Source organism: Streptomyces sp. NPDC093984, assembly GCF_044764595.1.
GTDB lineage: Bacteria > Actinomycetota > Actinomycetes > Streptomycetales > Streptomycetaceae > Streptomyces > Streptomyces cynarae.
This window is the reverse complement of sequence record NZ_JBIWIM010000023.1, coordinates 14,137-37,817: the sequence shown is the minus strand read 5'-3', so window position 1 is coordinate 37,817 and position 23,681 is coordinate 14,137. Positions and strand designations below refer to the sequence as shown.

Here is a 23,681-nt window from a genome sequence, read left to right as displayed (position 1 = left end):
GTTGGTCGTGCCCTTCGGTCGGTTCAGTCTTCGAGGGGCTTGTCGTCGAACCAGTCGAAGTGGACGGTGCCTGCAGCCGCGTACATGCCGATGACGCGGCCGGTGAAGCCGCCGGCGACCTCGATCGACAGGTAACGGCCGTCGAGGGCCGCGAGTTCGGTGAACGCGCCGTCGGGTTGCTCGATGCCGAGGGAGACGATGTCGGGTCCGGTGCACGGCCCGTTCGGAGGCGGTGGGTCCGAGATGGTGAGGGCGAGGACCAGCGGCCCGGCGGGTACGGCTTGTTCGGCCACGACCGTGCGCAGGGAGCCGACGCGCGCGATCACCAGTACCTCCGTCCCGGACGCCTCGATCGCGTAGTGGTGCCGCTCGTCGAGGCGGACAGCGAGGCCGCCGCGACCTTGCTCCGGGTCGACCAGGGTGCGGGCCCGGCAGGTGAGGTGCTGCTGGCGGCGGCCGGTGAACACCGCGTCGGGCTCGTCCAGGGAGCCGCCCCGCGCGTGGAGCGTCAGCCATCCGGGACGCTCCTTGGTGGTGCAGAGCTCGGTGGGGCGGTCCCGCACGGAGATCCAGGTCGGCCCGAGTGCGCTGAGCTCGAAGTCGTCGCGCCCTTCCTCGACGGGGGCGGGGGAGAGCGGCCACGGGAGCGTGGAGAGGTCCGTGGTGACCTCGCCGACGACGGGCCAGTCGTCCTCCCAGGTCACGGGTGTCAGAAAGGTCTCCCGACCGAGCACGTGCCAGCCGGGGGGTGCCGCCGCACGGCCGTACGCCGAGGAAGACCATCCACCACGAGCCGTCAGGCCCCTGTACCAAGTCGGCGTGGCCGGTGTTCTGGATGGGGTGGTCGGTGCCGCGGTGGGTGAGGACGGGGTTGGCCGGGCACGGCTGGAAGGGGCCGGTCGGCGTGCGGCCGCGGGCGATGGACACGCCGTGGCCGCGTTCGGTGCCGCCCTCGGCGCTTGAAGATGACGGGCAGATGCCGGTGGTCGGCGTGTGGGCGGCGGGCGGTGCGGCGGTAGCGGGTCAGCGCGGCGAACGCGGCGTCGGGTTCCAGGGGCTGGCGCCAGCCGTGGTGGGCGTCGGTGGGCCCGAACAGTGCCGCGTAGGCCGCCCGGTCGTGTTCTTGGCACTCCCAGCGCCAGCCCCCTCCGTTGTGCTCGATCTGCCACACCCAGGTGCGGCCGGTACGCCGGTCCGTCAGTCCGCCCAGGGGCAGGTGTCCGCAACTGGACCAGGAGCCCTGGCCGTTCAGGGCGAAGCCGGACTTGCCGTGCCCGTATTTCACGCGTCCGTTGACGCCGGGTGTGGTCCGGCGCATCGGCTGCCGCTGCCAGCGGCACTCGGCGAGCCAGTCGTTGTCCGCCCATAGCAGGTCGGCGGCGTCGACGGCCGCCGGGTCCTGCGGGGTGAGGCAGCCCACCGTGAGTGAGCTGACCGACTCCAGGTGCAGTGTGGTCTGCCCTTCGTTGCACAGGATCACTTCGCTGCGGAGCACGGGGATGCCGTCCGGCGACCGGTAGGTCACCTCCGCGGCCAACCCGGTTTCCGGGTCGTGGAGATGCACGGTCAGCGTGTGCCAGTCGCCGTCGCGGGCCGCGCGGTGGGCCCGGTGGCGCAGCCGCCCGCCGAGAGCGGTCCCGATCAGACGGCTGGCCGACCAGTCACGGCCGTGACCCGCGGCCGTCATCTCAACCAGCGGCAGGGACGCACCGGGGTCGCTGCCCGCTTCGCCGGCAGTCCGAGATGCGTCAGGCGGGCGCCGCCGTCGTCGCCGAGGACGAACTCGAGATGCAGGGCGTCATGACCCCAGCGGAAGCTCCGCTGTTCGTTCTCCATGATGTCCTTTCCAGGTCAGTGGCCGCACGCGACCGCGCAGCCACCGGGCGGCAGTTCGTGGGCTGTGGGGCCGGTGTCTCGGTTCAGGACGTGCTCGCCGACGAACTCGACGGCGAGCACGGTGGTGTCGGCGCGGTGACGCACAAGGGCAGCGCGGCGTCAGAAGCCCACGGCGCCCCAGGAGTGAGCCGTATAGTCGCCCGGCCCGAATTCCCAGCCGGCCATGACGCTGTTGAGGTAGTGGTCGTTGGTGTAGAAGCCCCTGTTCAGGCCGTAGTTGAAGAACGGGGTGAGGCTGCCGGACCACCAGCCGGACTTGCTCCTGTCCAGGAAGCTGAGGGTGTGGCCGCCATTGCTCCAGGTGTACTCGTAGATGTCCCAGGTGCGGCCGCCCAGGCTGACGTTGGTCGCGGCCGGGATCGCGTTGCCGTTCGCGTCGTAATGGTCGGCCAGCGGCTTGGTGTTGTACCAGTTGAGCCAGATCATCAGCTCGGTCTTGGAGTTGCGGTCGGTCGGCGCGGGGGTCGGGTCGATGAAGATGTCGTACGTGGCGTCGTAGTACGAGCCGGACTTCGGGTATGCCGACTGGCTGAACCACGTAGTGTGGTTGGGGCTTATGTCGCGGATCTTCTTGGGGAGTGTGGTCACCGGGGAAGTCCAGCCCCAGTCCTTGCCGTTGACCATGGCGACGAAGCCGGTGCCTGTCGAGGAGTTCACACCCCAGGAGTTGTCGTTGCTGTACCACGTCGAGGCGTTGCCGCCGGTCGCGTAGTGCTTGAACCAGTACGTCTGTGACGCTGCCACTGCCGAGTTCGGCAGGGTGAAGACGAGAGCCAGAGCCGTGAGAAGCGCGGCCCAGCCGATACGGAATTTCATCAGCCCTCCGGAATGTGTGCTGAGTGGGGGGATCACACTGGAGAGGAGAAGTCGGTCGTCCTGCCCTGGCGGCAGGGCCATGTCGGTCTCCCCTTCGGGACGGCGGGTGCGGAGCGGGGCGGCCGGGGGCCGAACCTCACTTCGGGTCGCCGTAGATGACTCCGCGTCCGTTCGTCCCGAAGTAGACGCGACCGTAGATCCGGGGGTCTCCGGTCATGGTGTTGCCGGTCCAGGCGTACTGGTGCCGGTCGTCGTTGATGCGGATCCAGGTCCGGCCCGCGTCGTCGGACCGGAAGATGCCGCGCACGCCGTGGATCTTGGAGCTGGTGTAGACGGCGGGGTACGGGGCGCCGGGTGCGGCCTTGCCGAATCCGACGACGTCGCCCTGGTCCACCATTTCGAACCTGGTGAAGGACGATCCGGAGTCGGTCGACCGCCACAGCCCGTAGGGTGTGGGGGTGGTGGGCTTGGTGGTGCCGCCGGCCAGCCAGATGTCGCCTTCATGGCCCGGTACCGGCTTGAACCGGACGTTCCCCGCGGTGGGCAGACCGGTCGCCGCCGTGGCCGTGAAGCTCTTGCCGCCGTCCGTGCTGAGGTAGAAGACGCCGGAGTCGTAGGCGTAGAACTTCGCGGGGTTCACCCGGTCGGAGCGCACGGGGGCCCCGGCCGGCAGCCCCTTCGAAGCCGTCCAGGTCGCTCCGTGGTCGTCGGACCAGCTGACCGGAGCTCCGGCCGGTGACCAGACGATGCGCCTGCCGTCGGCGCTGATGGCGACGGCCTGGTCTTCGGCTCCGGGCCCGGTGACGCCGGCCGGCTCACTGCCCGACGGCGTCCAGGTGTCGCCGCTGTCGGTGGAGATGGCGAAGTGCTGGGTCCAGCCGCTGGTGGGGTTGCCGACCCGCACGATCGTGTGGGGCGCCAGCTCCGCGTAGTCCAGGGCCGAGGTGATGCCGAAGGTCGGGCTGTCGTACATCTTCGGCGCCTTGTGGAAGTCCGTGTGGCGGAAGCCGCTGACATCGCCCACGCCGGAGAAGAGGTGCGCGCGGCCGACGGGCGGGCTGATCACACAGAGGACAGAGGTTTCCTCCAGGCCCTGGGCCCGCACGGACAGGTGTACGGTGCCGCCGCTGTCCCAGTCGGTCAGGTTGTCGGAGCCGTAGATCGTCGCGCCGGTTCCGTACATGAAGTGGTCGGAGTCGAAGGGGTCGATCTGGACGGACTCCATCATCCAGCCCAGCTTCGGTGCGATCTCGGGCAGCGACGGCGAGGCGTTCCAGGTCAGCCAGGGGGCGGCGGAGATGTCGATGTCGTAGCGCAGGGTGCGCTCGGAGTTCGGGCCCAGGTCCCACGCGCGGGTCCAGCTCGCGCCGCCGTCGGTGGAGCGGAAGAGGATGCAGTCGGGGTACCACTTGACCTGGGTGGACACCATCAGGGTGTCCGGGTTCTGCCGGTCGATGGTCAGGCCGCTGTAACCGTACTGGTTGTCGTCGCTGGTGGACGGGACCGGGCTGATGCGGGTCCAGGTGCCGGTGGCGGTGTCCAGCTTCCACACGTCGCCCTTGGACCCGTCGTAGGGGCCGGCGGTGTTGCTGGTCGCCAGGTACAGGTAGCCCCCGACGTGGTCGAAGACCGCGTGGTGCGGGATGAAGCCGGTGGGCTGCCCGGGTACCCGTTCCCAGGTCGCTCCCGCGTCGGTCGACCGGTACAGGATGTTGTCCTTGTCGGCGACGGTGACGTAGAGGGTCCGGGTGGCCCTGCCCGCTCTGCCGGTGCGCTTGTCGAAGACGACCTGCAGCACGCCCAGGTTGTCGCCGTTGTAGCCGTCGGGGTCGGTGGGGTCGGGCACGAAGTTGCCGACGTTGGGGAAGTTGGTCACCTTCGCGAAGGTCTTGCCGTGGTCGGTGCTGCGCCACAGCCCGTGGCCCCCGCGCACTCCCAGGTAGAGGATCCTGTTGCGGTTGGGGTCGATCACCAGCCGCTCGCCGATGCCCCGGCCGGGCATGTTGCCGCCCAGCCGGAACGGCAGAGGGGTGGTCTTCCAGGTGCGGCCGCGGTCGGTCGAGCGCAGGATCGCCGCCATGCTCGGGTCCCAGTCGGGGAGGGTGTAGGTGCCCGCCGCCAGGTAGACGCGGTCGGGGTCGACCTCGTCGGTGGCGATGCTGATGATGCCGGTGTGTCCGTACTCGTCCCAGCCGATCCAGTCGGTGAGGGGTATCCACCGCCGGGACGCCGTGTCGAGGCGGTAGGCGCCGCCGATGTCGGTGCGCGCGTACACCAGTCCGGGCTCGCGCTGGTTGAAGACGATGCCGGTGACGAAGCCGCCGCCGACTATCTCGGCGTTGCGGAAGGTGTAGGGCGTGTGCCGGACCTTCTTGGACACGCGGGCGGATGTGGCGGATGTGACGGGTGCGGCGGAGGCACCGGAGGGGGCGAGCAGGGGGAGTGCGGCCGTGGCCGCGCCTGCGGTCAGCAGGCCTCGGCGGGAGAGGTGCGGGGCATGGGTCATGACGGGTCCTTGCCTTTCGGGTGCGGGTCCGTACGGGGCCTGCGCACAGGCCGCGGTCCGGCCGGCCGGCTCCAGGGGGCGATTCCGTAGGCCTCGTCCGGCGCGTCGAGGGAGCCGGACGTGCCGTAGGTGTTCCCGCTGGCGGGCTGCATGTTGATCGTGGTGCCCAGCGCCCGGGACACGGCCTGGTAGTCCTCGTTGCCGGCGGGCGGCAGCGGTGAGAGGGAGACGGCGCCCGCCACGCCGGCGGCTGTTCGCAGGACGACTCGGCGGTTCATCTCACTGCTCATGTCGTTGCGGCCCTTCGTTTGCGTCGAATCCGACCGGCGGGCGGGCAGACGCTGCGTCGTCCGGTGGTCTCATGTCCGGAGGGCGGCAGCCAACCGAGTCGACGCGCTTCGACATTTCGGTGAGACTAAGGCCGTGTTTCCGGCGGCGACAACGGGCCGCCAAGGTCACTTTTCGATAACAGGCACGGTCGGGCGTGAGAGCACGCACTGCCCTCCATGCGGCTTTGCCCCTGTGAGCTGGGCTTCTAGGTGAACTCTCCAAGAGGAACGCCGACGCCGGGAGAACGGCTTCCGACGGCTGGGCGACCTGTGATTGACACACGACTCAGCGTCATGTCAACGTCGAAGCGCTTCGACTCCACGACATGCGATCGACAAAAGCCGTACGCCGCCCGGCTCCGCAGTCGCCCACGCTTCCCACGCCTTCTCCCGTCGACCTCCTGCAAGGGACTTCTCAGGTGAGTACCGCCGCCACATCCCCCGAGCCGCCCACCACCGACCTGCCGTTCCGTGACCCCGCGCTACCCCTCGCCCGGCGGGTCGACGACCTGATCTCCCGGCTGACGCTCGACGAGCGCATCGGGCTGCTCTACCACTACTCACCAGGAGTCCCGCGCCTCGGACTGGCCCCCTTCAGGACCGGTACCGAAGGGCTGCACGGCGTGGCCGGGCTGGGGCAGGCCACCGTGTTCCCGCAGGCGGTAGGCCTGGGAGCCACCTGGAACGAGGAGCTGCTGCACGAGGTCGCCACGGCCGTCGGCACCGAGGCCCGCGCCATCCACCAGCGCCCCGCCGCCGACGGCCACCGGCACAGCCTCCAGATCTGGTCCCCCGTGGTGAACCTGCTGCGTGACCCCCGCTGGGGCCGCAACGAGGAGGGATACGCGGAGGATCCGCTGCTCACCGGCCGGCTCTCCGTCAGCTTCTGCCGCGGGCTGGCCGGGGACCACCCGGTCTATCTGCGCACTGCACCGCTCCTGAAGCACTTCCTCGCCTACAACAACGAGGACGAGCGCGACACCACCTCCTCCGTGGTGCCGCCCAGGGTGCTGCACGAATACGACCTCGCCGCCTTCCGCCCGGCGATCGCGTCCGGCGCCGCCACCGGCGTCATGCCGGCCTACAACCTCTTCAACGGCCGCCCCTGCCACGTCAGTCCACTGATCGAGACCGAGGTACGGCGCTGGGCCGAGCCCACCGGCCACGAGCTGTTCGTCTGCAGCGACGCCGGAGCGGTGACCAACCTCGCCGAATCGGAGCACTACTTCGACGACCACCCCACCTCCCACGCGGCGGCGGTACGCGCCGGCGTCGACAGCATCACCGAACTGGACGAGGACGGCAGCATCACCCTCGACCGGCTCCGCACGGCGGTCGACCGCGGGCTGCTCACCGAGGACGACATCGACCGCGCCGCGCGACGCCACCTGTCGATACGCTTCCGCCTCGGCGAGTTCGATCCGGACCTCGACCCCTACGCCGGCATCCGCGACGACGTCGTGGACAGCCCCGCCCACCGGGCGCTCGCCTTGCGCGCCGCCACGGAGTCGGTGGTGCTGCTGAAGAACGACGGCGCACTGCCGCTGTCACCGGCCCCCGGCGGGCGCGTCGCGCTCGTCGGTCCGTTGGCGGACACCCTCTTCGAGGACTGGTACAGCGGCACCATGCCGTACCGGATCACCATTGCCACCGGCCTGGAGGCGGCCCTTAAGGAGCGCGGCGTCGAAGCGGTCCGCGCGGAGGGGGTCGACCGGATCACGCTGCGCGCCGCCTCCACCGGAGGCCTCCTGCGCGTGCCGGCGCTCGACCCCGGCGGGCCCATGGTGGCCGGTGCTCACTCGGGCGAGCAGGAAGCGGGCGACAGCGCCTGCCACGACCTGTTCGACTGGGGTGAAGGTGTGCTGACCCTCCGCAACGCCTGCACGGAACGCTACGTCACCCTCAAGGACGGCGACCTCACTCTCGCCGCCGACCAGACGCAGCCGAACGGCTGGTTCGTCCACGAGACCTTCCTGCTGGAACCCCAGCCGGACGGCACGGAACTGTTGCGCAACATCAGCAACGGCCGCTACGCCGCCGTGGACCCCGCCACCGGCCGCGTCACCCTCTCTGCCCAAGCCCCCGAGCAGGCGGAACGCTGGACCCGAACTGTCGTCAGGGACGGAATCGCCGAAGCCGTCGCGGCCGCCGCCTCGGCGGACGTCGCCGTCGTCGTCCTCGGAAACGACCCGCACATCAACGGCCGCGAGACCGAGGACCGTGCGGGCATCTCGCTGCCGCCCGCGCAGGAGGCCCTGCTGCGCGCCGTCGCCGCCGAGCGTCCCGAGTCGGTACTGGTCGTGATGAGCAGCTACCCGTACGCCGTCGACTGGGCGGACGAGCACCTGCCCGCCGTGGTGTGGACCTCCCACGGCGGGCAGGAGACGGGCCGGGCGCTCGCCGCGATCCTGCTCGGCGAGGCCGACCCCTCCGGACGGCTCCCGCAGACCTGGTACCGCGGCGACGACCCGCTGCCCGGCCGCCTCGACTACGACATCATCAGCGCCGGCTGGACCTACCAGTACCACAAGGCCGCACCGCTGTACCCCTTCGGACACGGCCTGTCCTACACCAGCTTCGCCTACTCCGGCCTGCGGCTGTCCGCCCGGGAAGCGGCGCAGGACGACACCCTGACCGTGAGCGTCGAGCTCACCAACACCGGGGCGCGCACGGGCACCGAGACCGTGCAGCTCTACACCCGCGCGCTCGCCGCCCGCCACCGCGCGCCCAGACGCAGACTGACGGACTTCCGCAAGGTCTCCCTCACCCCCGGTGAACGGCGGCGGCTGGAGTTCGACCTGCCCGTCGCGGCCCTGGCCCACTGGTCCGTCGCAGCCGGCGCCCTCGTCGTGGACCCGGGGCCGTACGAGATCCTGATCGGGCACTCGGCCGAAGCCATCGCCCTGACAGCGCCCCTCACGGTGACGGGGCCGGCCCTCCCCGCCCGCGCTCTCCTCGGCGGACGACTGGAGGCCGTCGACTTCGACGAGTGCGAGGGCGGCACGCTCGTCGACGCCACCCGGGAGAAGGGGGAGGCGGTCACCCCGGCGACCGGTGACATCCACTGCGCTCTGCGCTACGACTCAGTCGACCTGGGCACCCCGGCAGACGGGCCGCGGGTCATCACGGCCGAGGTGTCGTGCGCGACGGGGGAGGACGCGACCGTCGAGATCTACGCCGACGGCGCTCCCGGTGCCGGAACCTTGCTCGCCGCCCTCCGTGTCACCGCCGGCACCGGCGGCCGGTACGACTGGCGCGCGGTCAGCGCGCGGATGCCGGAGGAGGTGACCGGGGTGCACGATCTGCACCTCGTTCTGCGGGGCGGTGTCCACCTGGCAGCGATCGCCGGCGGGACGTGGTGAGGAGCGGCGGGACGCGGTAAGGAGCGGTGGGACGCGGCAAGAAGACAGTCCGCCGCCGCGTTCCACACTCTCCGACCATTGACGCACGCGGCCCGCGCGGATCTATCCTCTGCCTGAACAGGGGGCGCCCGGGCTCCGGCCGCGTCGTCGTACCGCCGGACGGTGTGGAGGATCGGGGTCCGTACCGGAGGAGGGCCGGGGCGGGTATGCGACAGACCGCACGCCATGACGTCGTCTTCGTCGCCGGCACCGCCGGAGAGCATGAACTGACCTGGTCGCAGAAGGCCCATGAACGCGAAGGATGCCACCCCCATCTCCACGGACCCCGCAACAGGAACGTACGGATGGGGCGGGCACTGGACGGCCGGCCCGACATGTCCGCGGTGCTGCATGCCTTCGCCGCGGTCATGGCTCACTTCGAGGCGCTGCGCACGCTCTATCCACGTGACGCGGACGGGCACCCGCGCGCGGTCGTCGTGGCTTCCGGCGTGCTCCAGATCGACGAGTACGCCTCCGACGCCCCGCCGACCCACGACGAGCTGAGCGCCTTCACGCTCCGACTGGCCGAGCCCGGATTCGCCCCGGACGACCTGCCGTTGCGGGCCGCCGTCATCACCGTGGACGGCAGACCCATCCACATCGCGCTGTCCTTGCACCACTTCTCGGCGGACACGACGGGCGCTCGGATCGCGGCCGAACACATAGCCCGACTGGCCGCCGATCCGGGCGCCGACCTCGGCTCGGGGTGGCAGCCGCGGCAGATCGCGAGCTTCGAAGCCAGTCCCTCGGGGCTGCGGCACGCCCATCGTGTCGACACCCATGACCGGGCCATGCTCCGTCGGTCCGCCATGCCCGAACTCCGGACTCCCCAGAGCCACAGGGACGCCGTCTACAACTTCGTATGCCTCGACTCGGCGGCGGTCGCCCTCGCGGCAGCCCGTCTGGCGAAGCAGTACCGCACATCCGTGGCCGCCGTCCTGCAAGCCGCGTACGCGCGCACGCTCGCCGAGCACCTCGGCATCGGCACCTGCGTGTTCAACACCGTGATGCCCAACCGGCAAACCACCTTCGCCCGCGAGGCGGTGGCCCATATCGCCGGCAGGGCCCTCATCCCGGTCGACACGTCCCTGGGCAGCGACCGGTTCCCGGCGCTGTGCCGAGCCGTCGACGCGGCACTCGTCAGATCCTCCTCCGTCAGCCTGCGAGAGCCCGACCGCTACGCCAGATCCCTGGACGAGGTCTCCGCCGAACTGGGCCGCTCCGCACACAACCCGTACGTGGTCAACATCCGCCCCATAGCGCCACGCACGCTGATCCGGGCTCGCGCGGAAAGGGCACCGCAGGACCTCGACCGAGCCATGGCATCCAGCCGTTACCGACGATTCCCCAAACCCGTCGACGCGTACTCCGGAAACCTCTCCTTCGATGTGTGGGGCATGTTCGAGACGGCCGGAATCAGTCTCGGGACGGATGCGACGTCGTTCGACGCGACGGACCTCGAACAGATACTGCGGTCCTTCGAGAGCCGTCTGGTCGGAGCCGCGATCGGCGGTCACGCCGCAAGGAGCGGCTCCTTCGCCGGCGCATAGAGCGCGGCGGAGCGCGGATGATCGGCGTCGAGATCACTCACGACGCCGGGTGTGCTGCCTGATGCTAGCGGCCTGCCTCTCTGACTGAGCATGTGGTGCGGTTTTCCGGGCAACGGTGCCGTCGCCGGTGCAACGCGTCCCACTTTCGGATGGTCGGAGTCCGGCCTGTCGGCGGGGGTGGTCCCGCTGGTCGGGGGAGTGAGCGGCTTCGGGCGCCGCGATTCGCTCTGCGCCCACGAGTGTAGACGGGCTTGAGCAGCCTGGTGATCTTGTCCTAGTTCTGGCGGGCGGCATCATGGAAGGAGTTCCGCAGCAGGTGGACCACGCAGGTCTGCGCGATCGTCTTCGGCCAGACGGTCTCCACCGCCTCGGGCAGGCCCTTGAGCCCGTCGCAGACGAGCATGAGGACGTCGTTCACGCCGCGGTTCTTGATCTCGGTGAGGATGTGCAGCCAGTGCTTGGCGCCCTCGCAACCGTCCCCGGCCCACAGGCCGAGGATCTCCCGTCGGCCCTCGGCCGTGACGGCCAGCGCCACGTAGATGGGCCGGTTGGCGACTGAGCCGCCACGGATCTTCACGTGTATGGCGTCGATGAAGATCACCGGATAGACGGCATCCAGCGGCCGGCTCTGCCATTCGGCCATGCCCTCGAAAATATTTTCGGTGATGGTGGAGATCGTCTGCCGGGAGACCTCGGCGCCATAGACTTCGGCGAGGTGGGCCTGGACCTCGCCGGTGGTCAGGCAGTGGTCGGTGATCTCGCCCTCGAGGGCAGACTCCAGCAGCCGCTCGGTCAACTGCTGCAGCAGCCCGCCCTCGCCGGTCAGTTGCAGACGGCCTGAGCCCGGCCTACCAGCTCGTCGATCAACTGGTCGTCCACTGACTTCGCCGGCACTGCCTCCGTCGGCTCGACAGCCTCACGCTCGGCCACGTTCTCACTGGCCATCGATGCATCTTCCATGATCGGGAGTTACACCGAACGATTTACAGTCCCGAGGCGCCGGCGTCCCTGTCGGTGCGGGTCAGTTCGTCACGCGGAAGGTGGCGTCGCTGCGTCCTGTCGCGGTGGTGATCGGGTCGAGGCGGAGTTGGTAGGCGTAGTGGCGGATATAACGGTCGGGGTGGTTGTACGACTGGAAGGACGACCAGCTCGCGTCGGCGAGCCCCGCGACCTGCCGGAAGGTGGCGTCCGCGGCGAACTGGGCGGTGCCGTCGTTGCGGACCAGCTGGAAGTCGTATCCGGAGTGCCGCAGGAAGTACCCGCGGTAGTTCACCGATTCGAAGGAGACGGTGCCGGAGCCCGCCAGGCCGGGCCGCAGCCGGAACTGGGCGTCCGGGCCGGTGATGTTCTGGTCGATGCGCACGTCGAAGTTGGCGTGCCGCACGTACCGGTCCTGGAAGTTGTACGACTGGAGCCGGTTGGCCGGGATGTCGCTCCAGCGTGCGAGCACGCGGGACTCCTCGGCGGCCGTGAGGTTCAGGATCGAGCCGTGGCGCTTCTTCGTGACGCCCATGGAGTAGGTTCCCGACGCCGGAATCCGGTAGGTGCCGGGGGCGGAGGGGTTGGTCGTCGTGACCGGCATGTACCCGCGTCCGGAGGAGTACTGGTCGAGGTAGAGCGCCCACTCGTTGCGGTCGCGGAACTTCATCCACATCGGGCCCTCGACCTGGGCACCGGTCAGGCCGATGCCGGAGAGGTTGCCGAGATTGGTCCAGGTTCCGAGGATCGAGTTGCTGCCTTCGAGGGTGATCTGCCCGTCGCCGGAGGCCCGCACATAGCGGTAGTTGCCGACGCCGGAGGGCATCTCGACGATCTGGGTGTCGATGATCTCCTGGGTGCCGGGGCGGTCGATGTAGAGCTGCGGGGTGGTGATGGAACGGAAGTCGCTGGTGTGGGCGTAGTAGATGCGGTGCTTCTTTACGCCGTCGACCGGCTTGTTCGTCGCCCAGTACAGGACGTAGTCGTTGGAGGCCGGGTCCCAGATCGCTTCCGGCGCCCAGGCGTTGCGTCCGTCGGGGATCGCGCCGGCCACGTTGAGCAGCCACGGCTCCGACCAGTTGATCAGGTCCGTCGACTCCCACACCACGAGGTTGCGGCTGCCGTTGTACACGGCGGCCTCCCAGTTCTGCCCGCAGCTGATGCACAGGTCGGTGGCGATGATCCAGTACTTGCTGCCGTCGGGGGATCTCACCAGTGCGGGGTCGCGCACCCCCTTCGTGCCGACCGTGGAGCGAAGGGCAATTCCGCCGCCGTTGAGCTCAGTCCAGTTCAGGCCGTCCGTGCTGTACGAGAAGTAGATCTGCTGACCGTTCGACCCCTCCCCGACGAAGTGCGTCATCAGGTAGCCCGGGTCGGCGGCGGCCGCCCGGTCCGGTGTGATCAAGGCTTGGCCTGTGAAGAGCAGGCACGCGGCGAGCAGTATCGCCGACAGCCGGGCGCGAAGCGCGGACATGTATGTCTCCTGTCGTTCTGCAAAGGCCACCACCGGGCGCGTGGAAGGGGCCGACTGATTCCGGGTGACGCATGTCTCCCGTGTGCGGTGTGCTTCGCCGTGGTGACGGCTCGCTTGTCACCCGAGTGGGGCGGTCGGGGTGCGGGGGCCGACCGAGCGGTTGTCGATGCGAGCGGGGTCTCGGTCTCCACTGCCGGGGAGGTGGAGCCTCCGTATCCGACTCCCTGTCCGCCGAGGTGAGTTGTCCGATAAATCGAACGGCGTTCGTAAGGTCGGGCAGACGCTAAGTGCGAGGAGCGGGATGCGTCAATACCTCCGGCAGCAGTAGCCCGTGGGACCTGAAAAGGTGTCGCAGTCGGTCAGCATGGCGTTCCGCCGGAGCAGGCCTGGCTGACGCCCAGCGTGCCCCGGCTGCCGAAGCCCCGCTCGATGAAGTTCACGTCGGCCGGCCGCCCACCCGGTGGTGACCGCGCCACCAAGGTGGCCGAATGGCCCGCCGGTAGCGTGGGGTTCGTACGGATCCGGGCCAACGCGGCCACCGGCGGGGTACGCCAACATGGGCGGCGTCAGGATCGGAGGCCGGACGGCCGAGCCGGCCCCACCACGCTGCCCGGCGACGGCACCGTCTAGCGACCTTCACCAACACCGGCGATGGCTACTACAAGAGCAAGGGTGTGGGCAGCGGCAAGCTGCTGGAGGTCGCAGTGCAGACCGTGGAGATGCCCGCTTCCTCCACGGTCTGCCGTTCGCGCTCGAAGTCCCGGTCACCGGTGCAGGAGGGGCAGTCCCCGCAGCTTGGTCCGCTGTCGTGGGACTGCCCTCTTCCGGCCGGACGTCTGCCTGTTACGGGAGCGTGGTCCACTTCTGGTTGTTCTGGCCGTTGCAGGTCCACAGGATGACCGGGGTCCCGTTGGCGGTCCCGGCCCCGTTGACGTCGAGGCACAGCCCGGCATGGACGTTGCGGATCGACCCGTCGGAACCGACGGTCCACTTCTGGTTGTTCTGGCCGTTGCAGGGCCAGATGATGACCGGCGTGCCGTTGGTGGTGCCCTGGTTGGAGGCGTCCAGGCACTTGTCGCCGTAGACGCGGATCTCGCCGCCGGCCCAGGTGGTCCACAGCTGGTCGGCGGCCGTGTGGCAGTCCCAGATCAGCGTCTTGGTCCCGGCCGCCGTGGCGGCGCCGTCCACGTCCAGGCAGCGGCTGGACCCGGTACCGCGCAGGCGTGCGGTGGTGGAGGCCAGGGGGCTGCCGCCGGTCACCTTGAACACGGCGACACCGTGCGCGGGGACGCTGGCCGAGATCTGCCCGGAGGTAGTCGACGTGCCGCCGGTCCACAGGTCAGTGAGGGTGAACGAGCCGCCGGACAGGCCGACTTGTGCGGCCGTGGTGGTGACGGTCGCGGTGTTGCTGCCTCGGTTGAACAGGCCGACCGCGACGGAGCCGTCGGACAGGGGCTTGGCGAACACCTCGGTGTCGCCGTCGTCGCGGACTCGGCGTCCGCCCGCGCCCAGCGAGTCCTGGTTGACCGCGAGCAGGCGCGGGTTGCGCAGGATGGCGCTCACGTCGGCGGACATGGTGCGGATGTCGTTGCCGGCCATGAGCGGGGCACTCATGAGTGCCCACAGGGCGAAGTGGGAGCGGGACTCGGTCAGGGACAGGCCGGGGCGGCCGACGACCAGCATGTCGGGGTCGTTCCAGTGTCCGGGACCCGACTGCGCGGCGAGCGGGGCGGTGACGTCGAGGACGTTGCCGACGCCCATCGGGTAGCTGTTGGTGTTGTTGTTCTGCCAGATGTCGAGCAGGTCCTCGGTCGTCCGCCACAGGTCGGCGACCTCGCCCCAGTTGTACTTGTCGCCGGTGGGGGAGTGGAAGCTGTTGGGGTTGATGCTGTAGACGATCGGACGGCCGGTGGCGCGCAGGGCGTCACGCATGATGGTGAACTGTGCGATCTGCTCGCTGAGGGTGCCGCTGCCGGAGCACCAGTCGTACTTGAGGTAGTCCACGCCCCAGGAGGCGAACGTGGTGGCGTCCTGGGCCTCGTGTCCCTTGCTGCCCGTGGAGCCGGGGTAGGTGCCCACGCCCTGGGCGCACGTTTTCTCGTTGGGGGCCTGGTAGATGCCGAACTTCAGGCCCTTGCTGTGGATGTAGTCACCGAGCGCCTTCATGCCGCTGGGGAACTTGGTGGGATTGGCCCGCAGGTTGCCGGCCGCGTCACGCTGCGGGTCGAACCAGCAGTCGTCGACCACCACGTACCGGTATCCGGCGTCCCGCATACCCGAGGACACCATCGCGTCGGCGGCCTCGCGGACCTGCGCCTCGGTAATCCCGCACCCGAAGCTGTTCCAGCTGTTCCACCCCAGCGGAGGGGTGAGCGCGGGGCTGCCCGGTGCGGCCTCGGCGGTCGTGCCGACGGAGGCGGTGACGGTGGCGGTGAGCGTCAGTGCGGTGGCTGTGAGGAGACGCAGCAGTCGTCTGTGTATGGGAACCATGGGAGGTCCTTCCCGGGAGGCAAAGCGGAAGCCGCTTTGCCTCCCTCAAGCGGCAAGGTCACGAGCGTGTGATCATGTGCGCGCAGGTCAGCGCTGAAGGGTGAGCAGGCCCGGCCGGTACGGCAGCTTCAGGTAGTCGGTGCTGGTCGCGTTGGGATCCCTGCCCTGGTAGAGGAACTGCAGGTTGCAGGGGTCGATGGTCATGGTCTGGTCGGGGTTGTTGCGGACCAGGTCACCGTGGCTGATGTCGTTGGTCCAGGTCTGGTTGGTGTTGGCCTTGCCCGCGAAGGGGTTGCTCTCGCTGCCGGCCTGGACGGTCCACGGACCGTTCAGGCTGGAGGCGGTGAACGAGCGGAAGTAGCGGCCGCCCGCACCCTTCGCCTCGACAATCATGAGGTACTGGTTCTGGCCCTGGACCTTGTAGACCTCCGGCGCCTCGAACAGCTTGTCCTCCGTGTCGCTCATGACCGTCGTGTACGACGAGCCGAAGCTGCTCGGGAAGTTCCCGATCGGCATGGTCGACTTGAAGATGGTGCCCTTGTCATTGGCGAAGAACAGGTACATGTTCTGGTCGTCGGCGATCATGGTCGGGTCGATCGGGCCGCCTGTGGGGAGGCTGCCGGTGAACAGCTCCTGCGGCGCGGACCAGCCGTTGGGGTTGGTGGGGTCGCTGGACGTGCGGTAGGTGAAGGGCCAGGCGGTGCCCCACCCATTCGAGACCAGCACCCATATCTTCTTGGGCGCGAAGTAGAAGAGTTTGGGCGCCACCGCGGACCCGCTGATCCCGGTCTGGCCGGCCGAGGCCATGTCCGACCAGTTCGTGAAGGGCCGGAACGTCATCGCGCCCCACGACGATCCGTCAGAGGTGGTCGCGTAGACCAGGTGCTGGCCGTTGTACGTCACGGTGGTGAAGTCCTTGAGCGCCACCCAGCCGTTCGCCGGCTGCGCCAGCGGACCGGTCGACGACCACCGGTATGTCGACGGAAGAGAACACGAGTTGGGCGTCCCGGACAGGCCGGTCCACTTCTGGTTGCTGCCGCCGTTGCAGTTCCAGAGCTGCACCGCCGTGCCGTTGGCCGTAGCGCCGCCGCTGACGTCCAGACACAGCCCGGACTCCACGGCGACGATCGTGCCGTCGGCGTTCACCCGCCACTGCTGGTTCGTACCGCCGTTGCAGGACCAGATCACCGGCCGGGTACCGGCCGTGGTCGCGTGGCCCGGGACATCCAGGCACTTGTTGCCGTACACGGTCAGCTGGTTGTTGTCCGTCAGCGTCCACTGCTGGTTGGTCCCGCCGTGGCAGTCCCAGATCTGCAGGTTCGTGCCGTCGGTCTGGGCGGCACCCGGTACATCGAGACACCGGTTGGAACCGACACCGCGCACGGCGCCGGTGGTGGCCGCCTGAGCCGGATTGGCGACGAGCGTCGCCGCCGACGCGACCAGGGCCGCGAGCACCACGGACAGATGTCTGCGGCTGAAACGTAGTCTGCGCAATGCGGGCCTCATTCGTTGAGTGAGCGTTTCCGGTTCGGCCCCGTCAGAGGCTGTCCGGACTGTCGATGTGCTGCGCCTCGACCTCTTTTGTTCTCGATATCGAACGAAGGTCGAAAGGTCGAGCGCGGTGGAGGATGGAGACCGACCAGGATGTGCTTCCGCGGCGGCCTAGTTCCTCACGATGCGCCACCGGTTGTCGGCAGTGCCGTCGTCCGAGTCCTGGACTGCGAACGCACCCACAGCGGTGGAGTTGTTCGCGATGGCGAGCAACTTGCCGCTGTTCTCGTTACGGATCTTGTAGGTTCCGTCTCCCTGGTCGAGCAGCGTCCATCGGTGGTCGGCGGTGCCGTTGTCCGACCACTGCAGGACGGTCGCGTCGTCTGCCGTGGACATGCCCTGGACCCCGAGCACCTTGCCGCTGTGGGTGTTGCGGAAGCGGAACGCGGTTCCATCGGCGATCATGTGCCAGTCGTGGTCGGCGGTGCCGTTGTCCACCCACTGCAGAGCGCGGCCGCCGTCGGCCGTGGACATGTTCTGGATGCCCAGCAGGAGACCGCTGCCCACGTTGACCAGACGGAAGGTGCCGCCGGCGTTCCAGTAGACGGTGTAGTTGTGGCCGTGCGCGTCGTAGAACGGGCCCAGGTTGACGGTGGAGCCGTTGGCGGTGGCGGTGAAGGCGAGCGAACTGCTGCTGGTCCGTGTGATCGAGGACGTGTTCAGCGTCGGGAGGGAGCTGAGCGAGGAGTCACCGTAGTTGCCGGACAGGACCACCGGGCCGTAGGTGATCGCGGAGACGTTCCTGTTGTCGTTGGCCGCTCGCATGACGATCCGCATGGGCAGGCGGACGGTGACCGTGTCGCCGGAGACCCACGAGCGGCTCAGGGTGGCGTAGCTGCCGGGGTCGGTGGCGATGTTCTGCGTGACGCCGTTGACGCTGATGGTGGCCCCGCTGGTCCAGCTCGGGATGCGGATGCGCATGGCCCAGGTTCCGCTGACGTTGCCGGTGACCTGCAGGGTCGTGGTGTCGCTGACGGGGTACGTCGTGGTCTGGGTGACCGTGATTCCGCGCTCCGACCAGTTGAGCACCGAGGGCACGAACAGGTTCACGATCAGCGTGTCGTCACTGCGGAAGTAGATGGAGTCCATCAGCCTGGTGTGCATCTCCAGGCCCGTGCCCTGGCAGCACCAGAAGGTGCCGTAGTCGGTGCTCCAGGTGCCGCCGCCCCACGCCGGGCCCACACCGCGTCGGCCTCCCGGGTTGAGCGGGGTGAAGTAGGTGACGTGGCCGTGGTCGTCGGCCGGGTTCTGCTGGCCGATCATCTGGTTGAGCCACGCCTGCTCGTAGTAGTCGAACAGCGCGACCCGGTTCGGGTCCAGCGCGAACAGCTCCCGGGTGAGGCTGAGCATGTTGAAGGTGTTGCAGCTTTCGCACGTGTCCTTGTTCAGGTAGCCGGCGATGGCGTTCGGGGCGCGGAAGTGCTCCGCCTGGCTGTTGCCGCCGATGGCGTAGGTGTGCGCGTTGACGGTGAAGTTCCAGGCGTTGGTGGCGATGTCCCGGTAGCGGGTCGTGCCGGTGGCCTTGTACTCCCGGGCGGCCCCGATCCACTTGGGCACCTGGGTGTTGGCGTGCAGTCCGCTGAGCTGGTCCTGGCCGGACGCCAGGGGGTCGAACACCGCGGCGTGGTCGAACCGCTGGGCGACGGTGAGCCACCGCGCGTCGCCTGTCTGCTGGTAGAGGTCGGTCAGCACGGTGTTCATGCCGCCGAACTCGGTCTGCAGCATGGCCTGCATCTGCTGGCTGCTCAGCCTGCCTGTGCGCCAGTCGACCCATCCGGCCAGGGCGAGCAGCACGTCACGGGCCTGTGTGCTGCCGATGTGGCGCCATACGTCCAGCAGGCCGGCGAGGGTCTTGTGGATGGTGTAGTACGGCACATTGCCGTTGCTCAGGGTCCGCTGTTCGAGAGCGGTGAAGTCGGACTCGGGGTAGCCGGAGAGGTACCCGGCGTTGAAACCGGCGGCGCTGTTGTTGGCCTGGCACTTGGCCAACTCCGCGACCATGTGGGTTGCCCTGTCCCGGCAGGTGGTGTCCCCCGTCACGGCGTACAGCTGTGCCCAGGCCGTGAGGAAGTGCCCTTGGACGTGGGTGCGGAAGGGGAAGTTCGGTGCGTCCCAGCCGCCGGGGGCGGCGGCGCCGTTGGTGGAGAGCCGGTGGTTGGCGCGGAAGTTGTACAGCAGCCGGTCGACATCGACGAACCGCAGATAGTTCTGCGTTCGGTTCTGGTTGTCCAGCCACCGGCTTGCGGTGAGCCGGACCTGGCCGAGTTCGAAGGGGTGCGCCAAGACCCCTATGTCGGCCCTTGCGGGAGGAACGGCCGCCTGCGCGGGAGATGCGCCCATGAAGGATCCCGTGGCAGATGCGGCGACCGTGGCCCCGGCTACTTGCAGCAGGCGCCGTCTGCTGACGAAGGAAGACATCTTGCACCTTTCGCTGACGAGAGTGCGATTGCTTGGTCGTTGACACCCGGCGAGACTTCCGCCTCCACCCCTCAGGGTCCCTAGGCGGTGACACGATGGAAGGTCCATCGCTGGTTGAACTGCCGACGTCGCGGTACTGGATCAGCGCGACACCGTCGGCCGTACTGCCTCCCTTGACGTCGAGCACCTTGCCGCTGTCGCGGTTGACCACGACGAACTCGCCCCCGGTCTGCGGGCGCAGCTGCCACTGCCGGCTCGTCCGGCCGTCGGCGGTCATCTGCACGACCGCCGCGCCGTCCGCCGTCGAGGACCCCGCCACGTCGAGCACCTTGCCGCTGCGGACACAGGCGATGGTGTGGTAGCCGTCCCCCGTGGACTGGAAGGCCCACTGCTGGTTCGATGCGCCGGTGTCGGGGCACTGGATGACGGCGGCGCCGTCCGCGTTCGACGCACGGTAGACGTCGGCGACCTTGCCGCTGCGCACGCTGACGCACGTGTAGACCCTGGTGGGCGCGATGGCGTACTGCACCGAGTCGACGTCGGCGTAGCCGGTGCCGTTCGGGTTGTAGGTGTAGAGGCCGACCCGGTCACCGCGGTATCCGCCCCAGGTGAGCTGGTAGGTGCCGCCGAACGAGGAAAATACGTTTCCGTCGAGGCTGTAGGAGAACCGGCTGACTCCGTTGACGTCCCAGGTCGTGCGCAGCCACACGGCGTTCTGCGTGATCGCCGGACCGTAGGTCAGAGTGCCGCCGGCGTTGTGCGCGATCGTGGTGGTGGTCCCGGAGCGCCGGACGCCCAACCCGGCGTAGGTGGCGGCGTAGTGGCACAGCCCGGCGTGCTGGCCGTCGGCGACGCCGGCCAGTTCGAGGCGGACGGTCACCGTCGCGCCGCCCGCCGTGCGCAGCACCCGCTGGGTGAGGGTGTTCCCCACCTTGGTCAGGTTGTCGGCCACCAGCGGGGCTAACGCCTGCAAGCGCAGGCAGCCGGGGCGTTCGGTCAACGACCAGTGGTTCGCGCGCGGCTGGTGGTTCCACTCCCACTGCGGCGCCAGGCGGGTGTCGGTGAACAGGTCGCTGGTCACCACGGGGGGCAGCGCGTCGACCGGCATACCGGGCGTGCCGCCGGCGGGCACCCGGCCGGTCCACACCATGGTGCCGATGCCGTCCGCGCCCACCTCGCCCAGGATCGGCCAGCCGTCCACCCAGGTCACCGGCAGCAGGGAGAGCACGCGCCCCGCCCAGCGTCCGATGCCGTGGTGGGTGATCCAGTACCAGGCGCCGTCCGGAGCCTGCACCAGCCCGCCCTGGTTGGGCTCGCGGTCCACCGAGGGGGAGACGTGCTGCAACTGCCGGGTCCCGAACGGGCCGTAGAGGCTGGAGCCGCGGTTCATCATGACCACCCGGCCTTCGGACTTCACCTCGCTGAACAGGTGGTGGTGGACACCGCTGATCTTGTACAGCTTGTTGGCCTCGCTGCCCCGCGACTGGTGGATGACCGTGGACGGGCCGACCAGCGACTTGCCGTCCTCGGACAGCTTGAACAGGTGCACCTTGTAGCTGTCCGCGTAGTGCGTGGTGACCAGGTAGCCCTGACCGTCGTCGTCCCAGAACGGGCACACGTCGTTCCAGCCGGAGATTCGCCACAGTGAGTGCAACGGCTCCCACGGCCCGGTCGGCGACGAGGCCGACGTCATGAAGAAGCCCTCGTCCGGCGTGTTGAAGTACAGCCAGTACCGCCCCGCGTGGAAGCGGAGGGCGCCGGCCCACACGCCACGGCCGTAGCGGTTCATCCGGTCCCAGTTCAACTCCGGTCCGACCCGGGTGACATCGTCGACCGCGCCGCCGAGCGTGCGCCAGTTGACCAGGTCCTTCGAGTGCAGGACGGCCATGCCGGGCGAGTACCCGAACGTGCTGGTGATGCCGTAGTAGTCGGAGCCGACCCTGATGCAGTCCCAGTCGCTGAAGTCGCCCGGGAGGATGGGATTGACGTAGGTGCCGTCGCCCTGGGCGCCCCACGTGCCGGCCGGAGGTATGGCCGCCGCCGCTCTGCTCCGGGGCAGCAGGCCCGGCAGCACGAGCGCCCCGGCGCCGACCGCGGCGAGCTGGCCGAGCTGTCGTCTGGTGATGTCCAAGAACCCTCCCTTTCCAGAAGTCATCGCGTGGACGGGCGGTTTTCCCACGCGAAACACCGCCTGGACCTCGAGGGCGTCGAAGTCCGGAGTCCAGGCGGCGGGGTTGGGGAAGGGATCGTGCCTAAAAAGCGCACGGTTCGGGGCATGGGGGGTGGGTTCCTTCCGGAGGCGGGACCGCTCTCGCACCGCGAATGACCGATATTCCGAACGTAGGTCGAATTGCCGGACGGGGTCGGCGCCGAACGTAAAGGGTGTCCCGTACGGAAGTCAACGTCTGTGACAGTGCGGCTTCTTCGATATCCGGGCGGCGCGAAATGCACCGAACGGTACTCGTCGGAAACATTGACGGAACCACGGCCCAAACCTATCTTCTGCTCGAAGTTCCGCACGCCGGTCGTTATTTCGAACAACCGCATCCCTCGTCACGGCGATCGGCCCAGCGGACTGGCCGAGCCCGGAGGAAGAGTTGAACAGAACCGTAAGAAGGCTGCTCGCCCTGCTGGGCCCGCTGCTGCTGGTCCTGCTGGGTGGCGCCGTCTTCGAGGGCACCGCCTCCGCCGCCGCCCCACCGGCCGGGCAGGCCACGCGGTACACGATGACCGCGTTCACCAACAGCAGTGAGTCGAACCTGTATGTGTACGACTCGCCGGACGCCACCGGATTCACCCTGCAGAGAGGCCCCGCCTACACCCCGCCGTCCGGGCTGATCCGGGACCCCAGCATCTTCAAGCACACCGACCGCTACTACTACCTCACTTACACCACCGACTGGACGGGGAACACGATCGGTTTCGCCCGGAGCACCGACCGGGTGAACTGGACGTTCCTGTACAACTACACGATCCCGATCAGCGGGCTGACCCGCACCTGGGCACCTGAGTGGTTCATCGACACCGACGGCAGCGTCAACGTCATCGTGTCCCTGACGGCGGCGAGCACCGCCACCCACTTCACCGCCTACAAGATCACGGCGACCAACGCAGCGCTGACCACCTGGTCCGCGCCCACCCAGCTGTCCGGTATAGGCCCGAACCACATCGACACCTTCATCGTCAAGGTCGGCTCCACCTACCACGCGTTCACCAAGAACGAGACGACGAAGTACATCGAGTACGCCACGGCCTCCAGCCTCACCGGCCCCTACACCCTGCTTAGGACGGGCGACTGGGCCGGCTTCGGCGACTGGGTCGAGGGTCCGGCCCTGGTCCAGCTCGACAACGGCGGCTGGCGGATCTACTACGACGGCTACCGCGCCGGGAAGTACTGGTACAGCGACAGCTACGACAACTTCGCCACCTGGTCCGCGCCCACCGAGGTGCCCGGGCTGTCCGGCTTCATCCGCCACGCCACCGTGCTGAAGGAGACAGTCCCCGGCGGTGTCACCCTGCCCACCAACGCCACCAGGTCGCTGCGGTCGGTCAACTACCCCGACCGGTACGCCGTGGTACGCTCCGACAGCCTCGGCTACATCGACCCGGTGAGCACCTCCAGCAGCACCGCCGTCAAGCAGAACGCCACCTTCACCGTCGTACCCGGCCTCGCCGACGCCAACTGCTACTCCTTCCGCGACTCCTCCGGCCGCTATCTCCGCCACTGGGACTTCCGGGTCCGCTTCGACAGCAGCAATGGCACCGACACCTTCAAGAAGGACGCCACCTACTGCGCCCGCCCGGGCAGCGCCTCCGGCTCCGTCCGCCTGGAGTCGTACAACTACCCCGGCCGCTACATCCGCCACTACAACTACGCCCTGCGCGTGGAGCCCTACCAGAACACCGACACGTTCCGCGCCGACAGCTCCTTCACGGTGGTCAGCCCCTGGGCCTGACCTGTCCGCGATGTTCTCCAGGGATCTGAGCGAGGGCGGCGTCCTCACCGCGGTAGTGAACGGTGGTGGCGGGCACGGGCAGGTGCCGGCGCAGGGCCTGTGAGCCTGTCCGCTCCCGTTCGACGAGCAGGCGGCCGCGGCCGAACTTGACCACCACGAGGCCGGCATCGTCGGTGCGGGCGGTGAACACCGGGGTGCTGCTCCGGCGCAGCTGCTCCAGCCGCCCGTCCGCGGACCGGAAGCTGGAATCCGAAGCGCTCACACTGATGCGGGCTGGCGCCACCGTGAAGGCGACTGGCCCGATCCACACCGCCAG

Annotated in this window: 14 protein-coding genes and 4 pseudogenes; 3 read left to right on the top strand and 15 right to left on the bottom strand. The window is 68.8% G+C overall.

What is annotated here, in order from left to right; translation table 11 throughout:
* Positions 1-23 precede the first annotated feature (23 nt).
* From ACIRC0_RS37230 to ACIRC0_RS37200, 7 genes and pseudogenes are all read right to left on the bottom strand, one after another.
* Positions 24-1,023: pseudogene (locus tag ACIRC0_RS37230) on the bottom strand (family 43 glycosylhydrolase); the annotation flags it as partial.
* A 340-nt stretch (positions 1,024-1,363) separates the two neighbouring features.
* Positions 1,364-1,687 (bottom strand): annotated as a pseudogene (locus ACIRC0_RS37225) (alpha-galactosidase); the annotation flags it as partial.
* Entirely contained in the window at positions 1,684-1,836 is a 153-nt protein-coding gene (locus ACIRC0_RS37220) for a hypothetical protein (RefSeq protein WP_403625784.1), read from the bottom strand. The pseudogene ACIRC0_RS37225 and the gene ACIRC0_RS37220, both read right to left, overlap by 4 nt.
* 15 nt (positions 1,837-1,851) lie before the next feature.
* Positions 1,852-1,980: a hypothetical protein gene (locus tag ACIRC0_RS37215; RefSeq protein WP_403625781.1), complete on the bottom strand. Its 129-nt coding sequence runs from the start codon at positions 1,978-1,980 to the stop codon at positions 1,852-1,854.
* Between the two features lie 15 nt (positions 1,981-1,995).
* Positions 1,996-2,712, bottom strand: a complete 717-nt coding sequence (locus ACIRC0_RS37210; protein WP_403625780.1) for a cellulase B precursor — start codon at positions 2,710-2,712, stop codon at positions 1,996-1,998.
* 136 nt (positions 2,713-2,848) lie between these two features.
* Positions 2,849-5,218, bottom strand: a complete 2,370-nt coding sequence (locus tag ACIRC0_RS37205; RefSeq protein WP_403625778.1) for a xyloglucanase — start codon at positions 5,216-5,218, stop codon at positions 2,849-2,851.
* Complete coding sequence (locus ACIRC0_RS37200) at positions 5,215-5,508, bottom strand: hypothetical protein (RefSeq protein ID WP_403625775.1); 294 nt, start codon at positions 5,506-5,508, stop codon at positions 5,215-5,217. The genes ACIRC0_RS37205 and ACIRC0_RS37200 overlap by 4 nt, the downstream gene beginning before the upstream one ends.
* Before the next feature lie 458 nt (positions 5,509-5,966).
* On the opposite strand from ACIRC0_RS37200, the gene ACIRC0_RS37195 reads away from it, so the two are divergent.
* Together ACIRC0_RS37195 and ACIRC0_RS37190 are read left to right on the top strand one after the other, a co-directional pair.
* Positions 5,967-8,909: a glycoside hydrolase family 3 C-terminal domain-containing protein gene (locus tag ACIRC0_RS37195; RefSeq protein WP_403625772.1), complete on the top strand. Its 2,943-nt coding sequence runs from the start codon at positions 5,967-5,969 to the stop codon at positions 8,907-8,909.
* A gap of 206 nt (positions 8,910-9,115) precedes the next feature.
* On the top strand, positions 9,116-10,498 hold the full coding sequence (locus ACIRC0_RS37190) for a condensation domain-containing protein (RefSeq protein ID WP_403625769.1): 1,383 nt from the start codon (positions 9,116-9,118) through the stop codon (positions 10,496-10,498).
* A gap of 277 nt (positions 10,499-10,775) precedes the next feature.
* Here the strand turns inward: ACIRC0_RS37190 and ACIRC0_RS37185 are convergent.
* From ACIRC0_RS37185 to ACIRC0_RS37155, 7 genes and pseudogenes are all read right to left on the bottom strand, one after another.
* A pseudogene (locus ACIRC0_RS37185) lies at positions 10,776-11,330 on the bottom strand (transposase); the annotation flags it as partial.
* Positions 11,321-11,443 (bottom strand): hypothetical protein, encoded by a 123-nt coding sequence (locus ACIRC0_RS37180; RefSeq protein ID WP_403625766.1) that lies wholly within the window; start codon positions 11,441-11,443, stop codon positions 11,321-11,323. The gene ACIRC0_RS37180 and the pseudogene ACIRC0_RS37185, both read right to left, overlap by 10 nt.
* Before the next feature lie 76 nt (positions 11,444-11,519).
* Entirely contained in the window at positions 11,520-12,950 is a 1,431-nt protein-coding gene (locus ACIRC0_RS37175; protein ID WP_403625763.1) for a glycoside hydrolase family 43 protein, read from the bottom strand.
* Positions 12,951-13,793: 843 nt separating this feature from the next.
* Positions 13,794-15,440 carry a glycoside hydrolase family 27 protein gene (locus ACIRC0_RS37170; RefSeq protein ID WP_403625760.1) on the bottom strand — a complete coding sequence of 549 codons (1,647 nt, stop codon included), beginning with the start codon at positions 15,438-15,440 and terminating at the stop codon, positions 13,794-13,796.
* Between the two features lie 87 nt (positions 15,441-15,527).
* Complete coding sequence (locus tag ACIRC0_RS37165) at positions 15,528-16,946, bottom strand: non-reducing end alpha-L-arabinofuranosidase family hydrolase (protein ID WP_403625758.1); 1,419 nt, start codon at positions 16,944-16,946, stop codon at positions 15,528-15,530.
* Positions 16,947-17,102: 156 nt separating this feature from the next.
* Positions 17,103-19,409 carry a beta-L-arabinofuranosidase domain-containing protein gene (locus tag ACIRC0_RS37160; protein WP_403625755.1) on the bottom strand — a complete coding sequence of 769 codons (2,307 nt, stop codon included), beginning with the start codon at positions 19,407-19,409 and terminating at the stop codon, positions 17,103-17,105.
* A 190-nt stretch (positions 19,410-19,599) separates the two neighbouring features.
* Positions 19,600-21,564: pseudogene (locus ACIRC0_RS37155) on the bottom strand (family 43 glycosylhydrolase); the annotation flags it as partial.
* 442 nt (positions 21,565-22,006) lie between these two features.
* Between ACIRC0_RS37155 and ACIRC0_RS37150 the strand changes: the two are divergent.
* Positions 22,007-23,365 carry a glycoside hydrolase family 43 protein gene (locus tag ACIRC0_RS37150; RefSeq protein ID WP_403625752.1) on the top strand — a complete coding sequence of 453 codons (1,359 nt, stop codon included), beginning with the start codon at positions 22,007-22,009 and terminating at the stop codon, positions 23,363-23,365.
* Here ACIRC0_RS37150 and ACIRC0_RS37145 read toward each other — a convergent pair.
* Positions 23,349-23,627 (bottom strand): hypothetical protein, encoded by a 279-nt coding sequence (locus tag ACIRC0_RS37145; protein WP_403625749.1) that lies wholly within the window; start codon positions 23,625-23,627, stop codon positions 23,349-23,351. The genes ACIRC0_RS37150 and ACIRC0_RS37145 overlap by 17 nt on opposite strands.
* Positions 23,628-23,681 lie beyond the last annotated feature (54 nt).

Excerpts from the sequence above, each read along its gene's own strand:
- ACIRC0_RS37165 (WP_403625758.1), bottom strand. The coding sequence starts at position 16,946 with ATGAGGCCCGCATTGCGCAGACTACGTTTCAGCCGCAGACATCTGTCC.
- ACIRC0_RS37170 (WP_403625760.1), bottom strand. The coding sequence starts at position 15,440 with ATGGTTCCCATACACAGACGACTGCTGCGTCTCCTCACAGCCACCGCA.
- ACIRC0_RS37160 (WP_403625755.1), bottom strand. The coding sequence starts at position 19,409 with ATGTCTTCCTTCGTCAGCAGACGGCGCCTGCTGCAAGTAGCCGGGGCC.
- ACIRC0_RS37220 (WP_403625784.1), bottom strand. The coding sequence starts at position 1,836 with ATGGAGAACGAACAGCGGAGCTTCCGCTGGGGTCATGACGCCCTGCAT.
- ACIRC0_RS37200 (WP_403625775.1), bottom strand. The coding sequence starts at position 5,508 with ATGAGCAGTGAGATGAACCGCCGAGTCGTCCTGCGAACAGCCGCCGGC.
- ACIRC0_RS37205 (WP_403625778.1), bottom strand. The coding sequence starts at position 5,218 with ATGACCCATGCCCCGCACCTCTCCCGCCGAGGCCTGCTGACCGCAGGC.
- ACIRC0_RS37210 (WP_403625780.1), bottom strand. The coding sequence starts at position 2,712 with ATGAAATTCCGTATCGGCTGGGCCGCGCTTCTCACGGCTCTGGCTCTC.
- ACIRC0_RS37175 (WP_403625763.1), bottom strand. The coding sequence starts at position 12,950 with ATGTCCGCGCTTCGCGCCCGGCTGTCGGCGATACTGCTCGCCGCGTGC.
- ACIRC0_RS37180 (WP_403625766.1), bottom strand. The coding sequence starts at position 11,443 with ATGGCCAGTGAGAACGTGGCCGAGCGTGAGGCTGTCGAGCCGACGGAG.
- ACIRC0_RS37190 (WP_403625769.1), top strand. The coding sequence starts at position 9,116 with ATGCGACAGACCGCACGCCATGACGTCGTCTTCGTCGCCGGCACCGCC.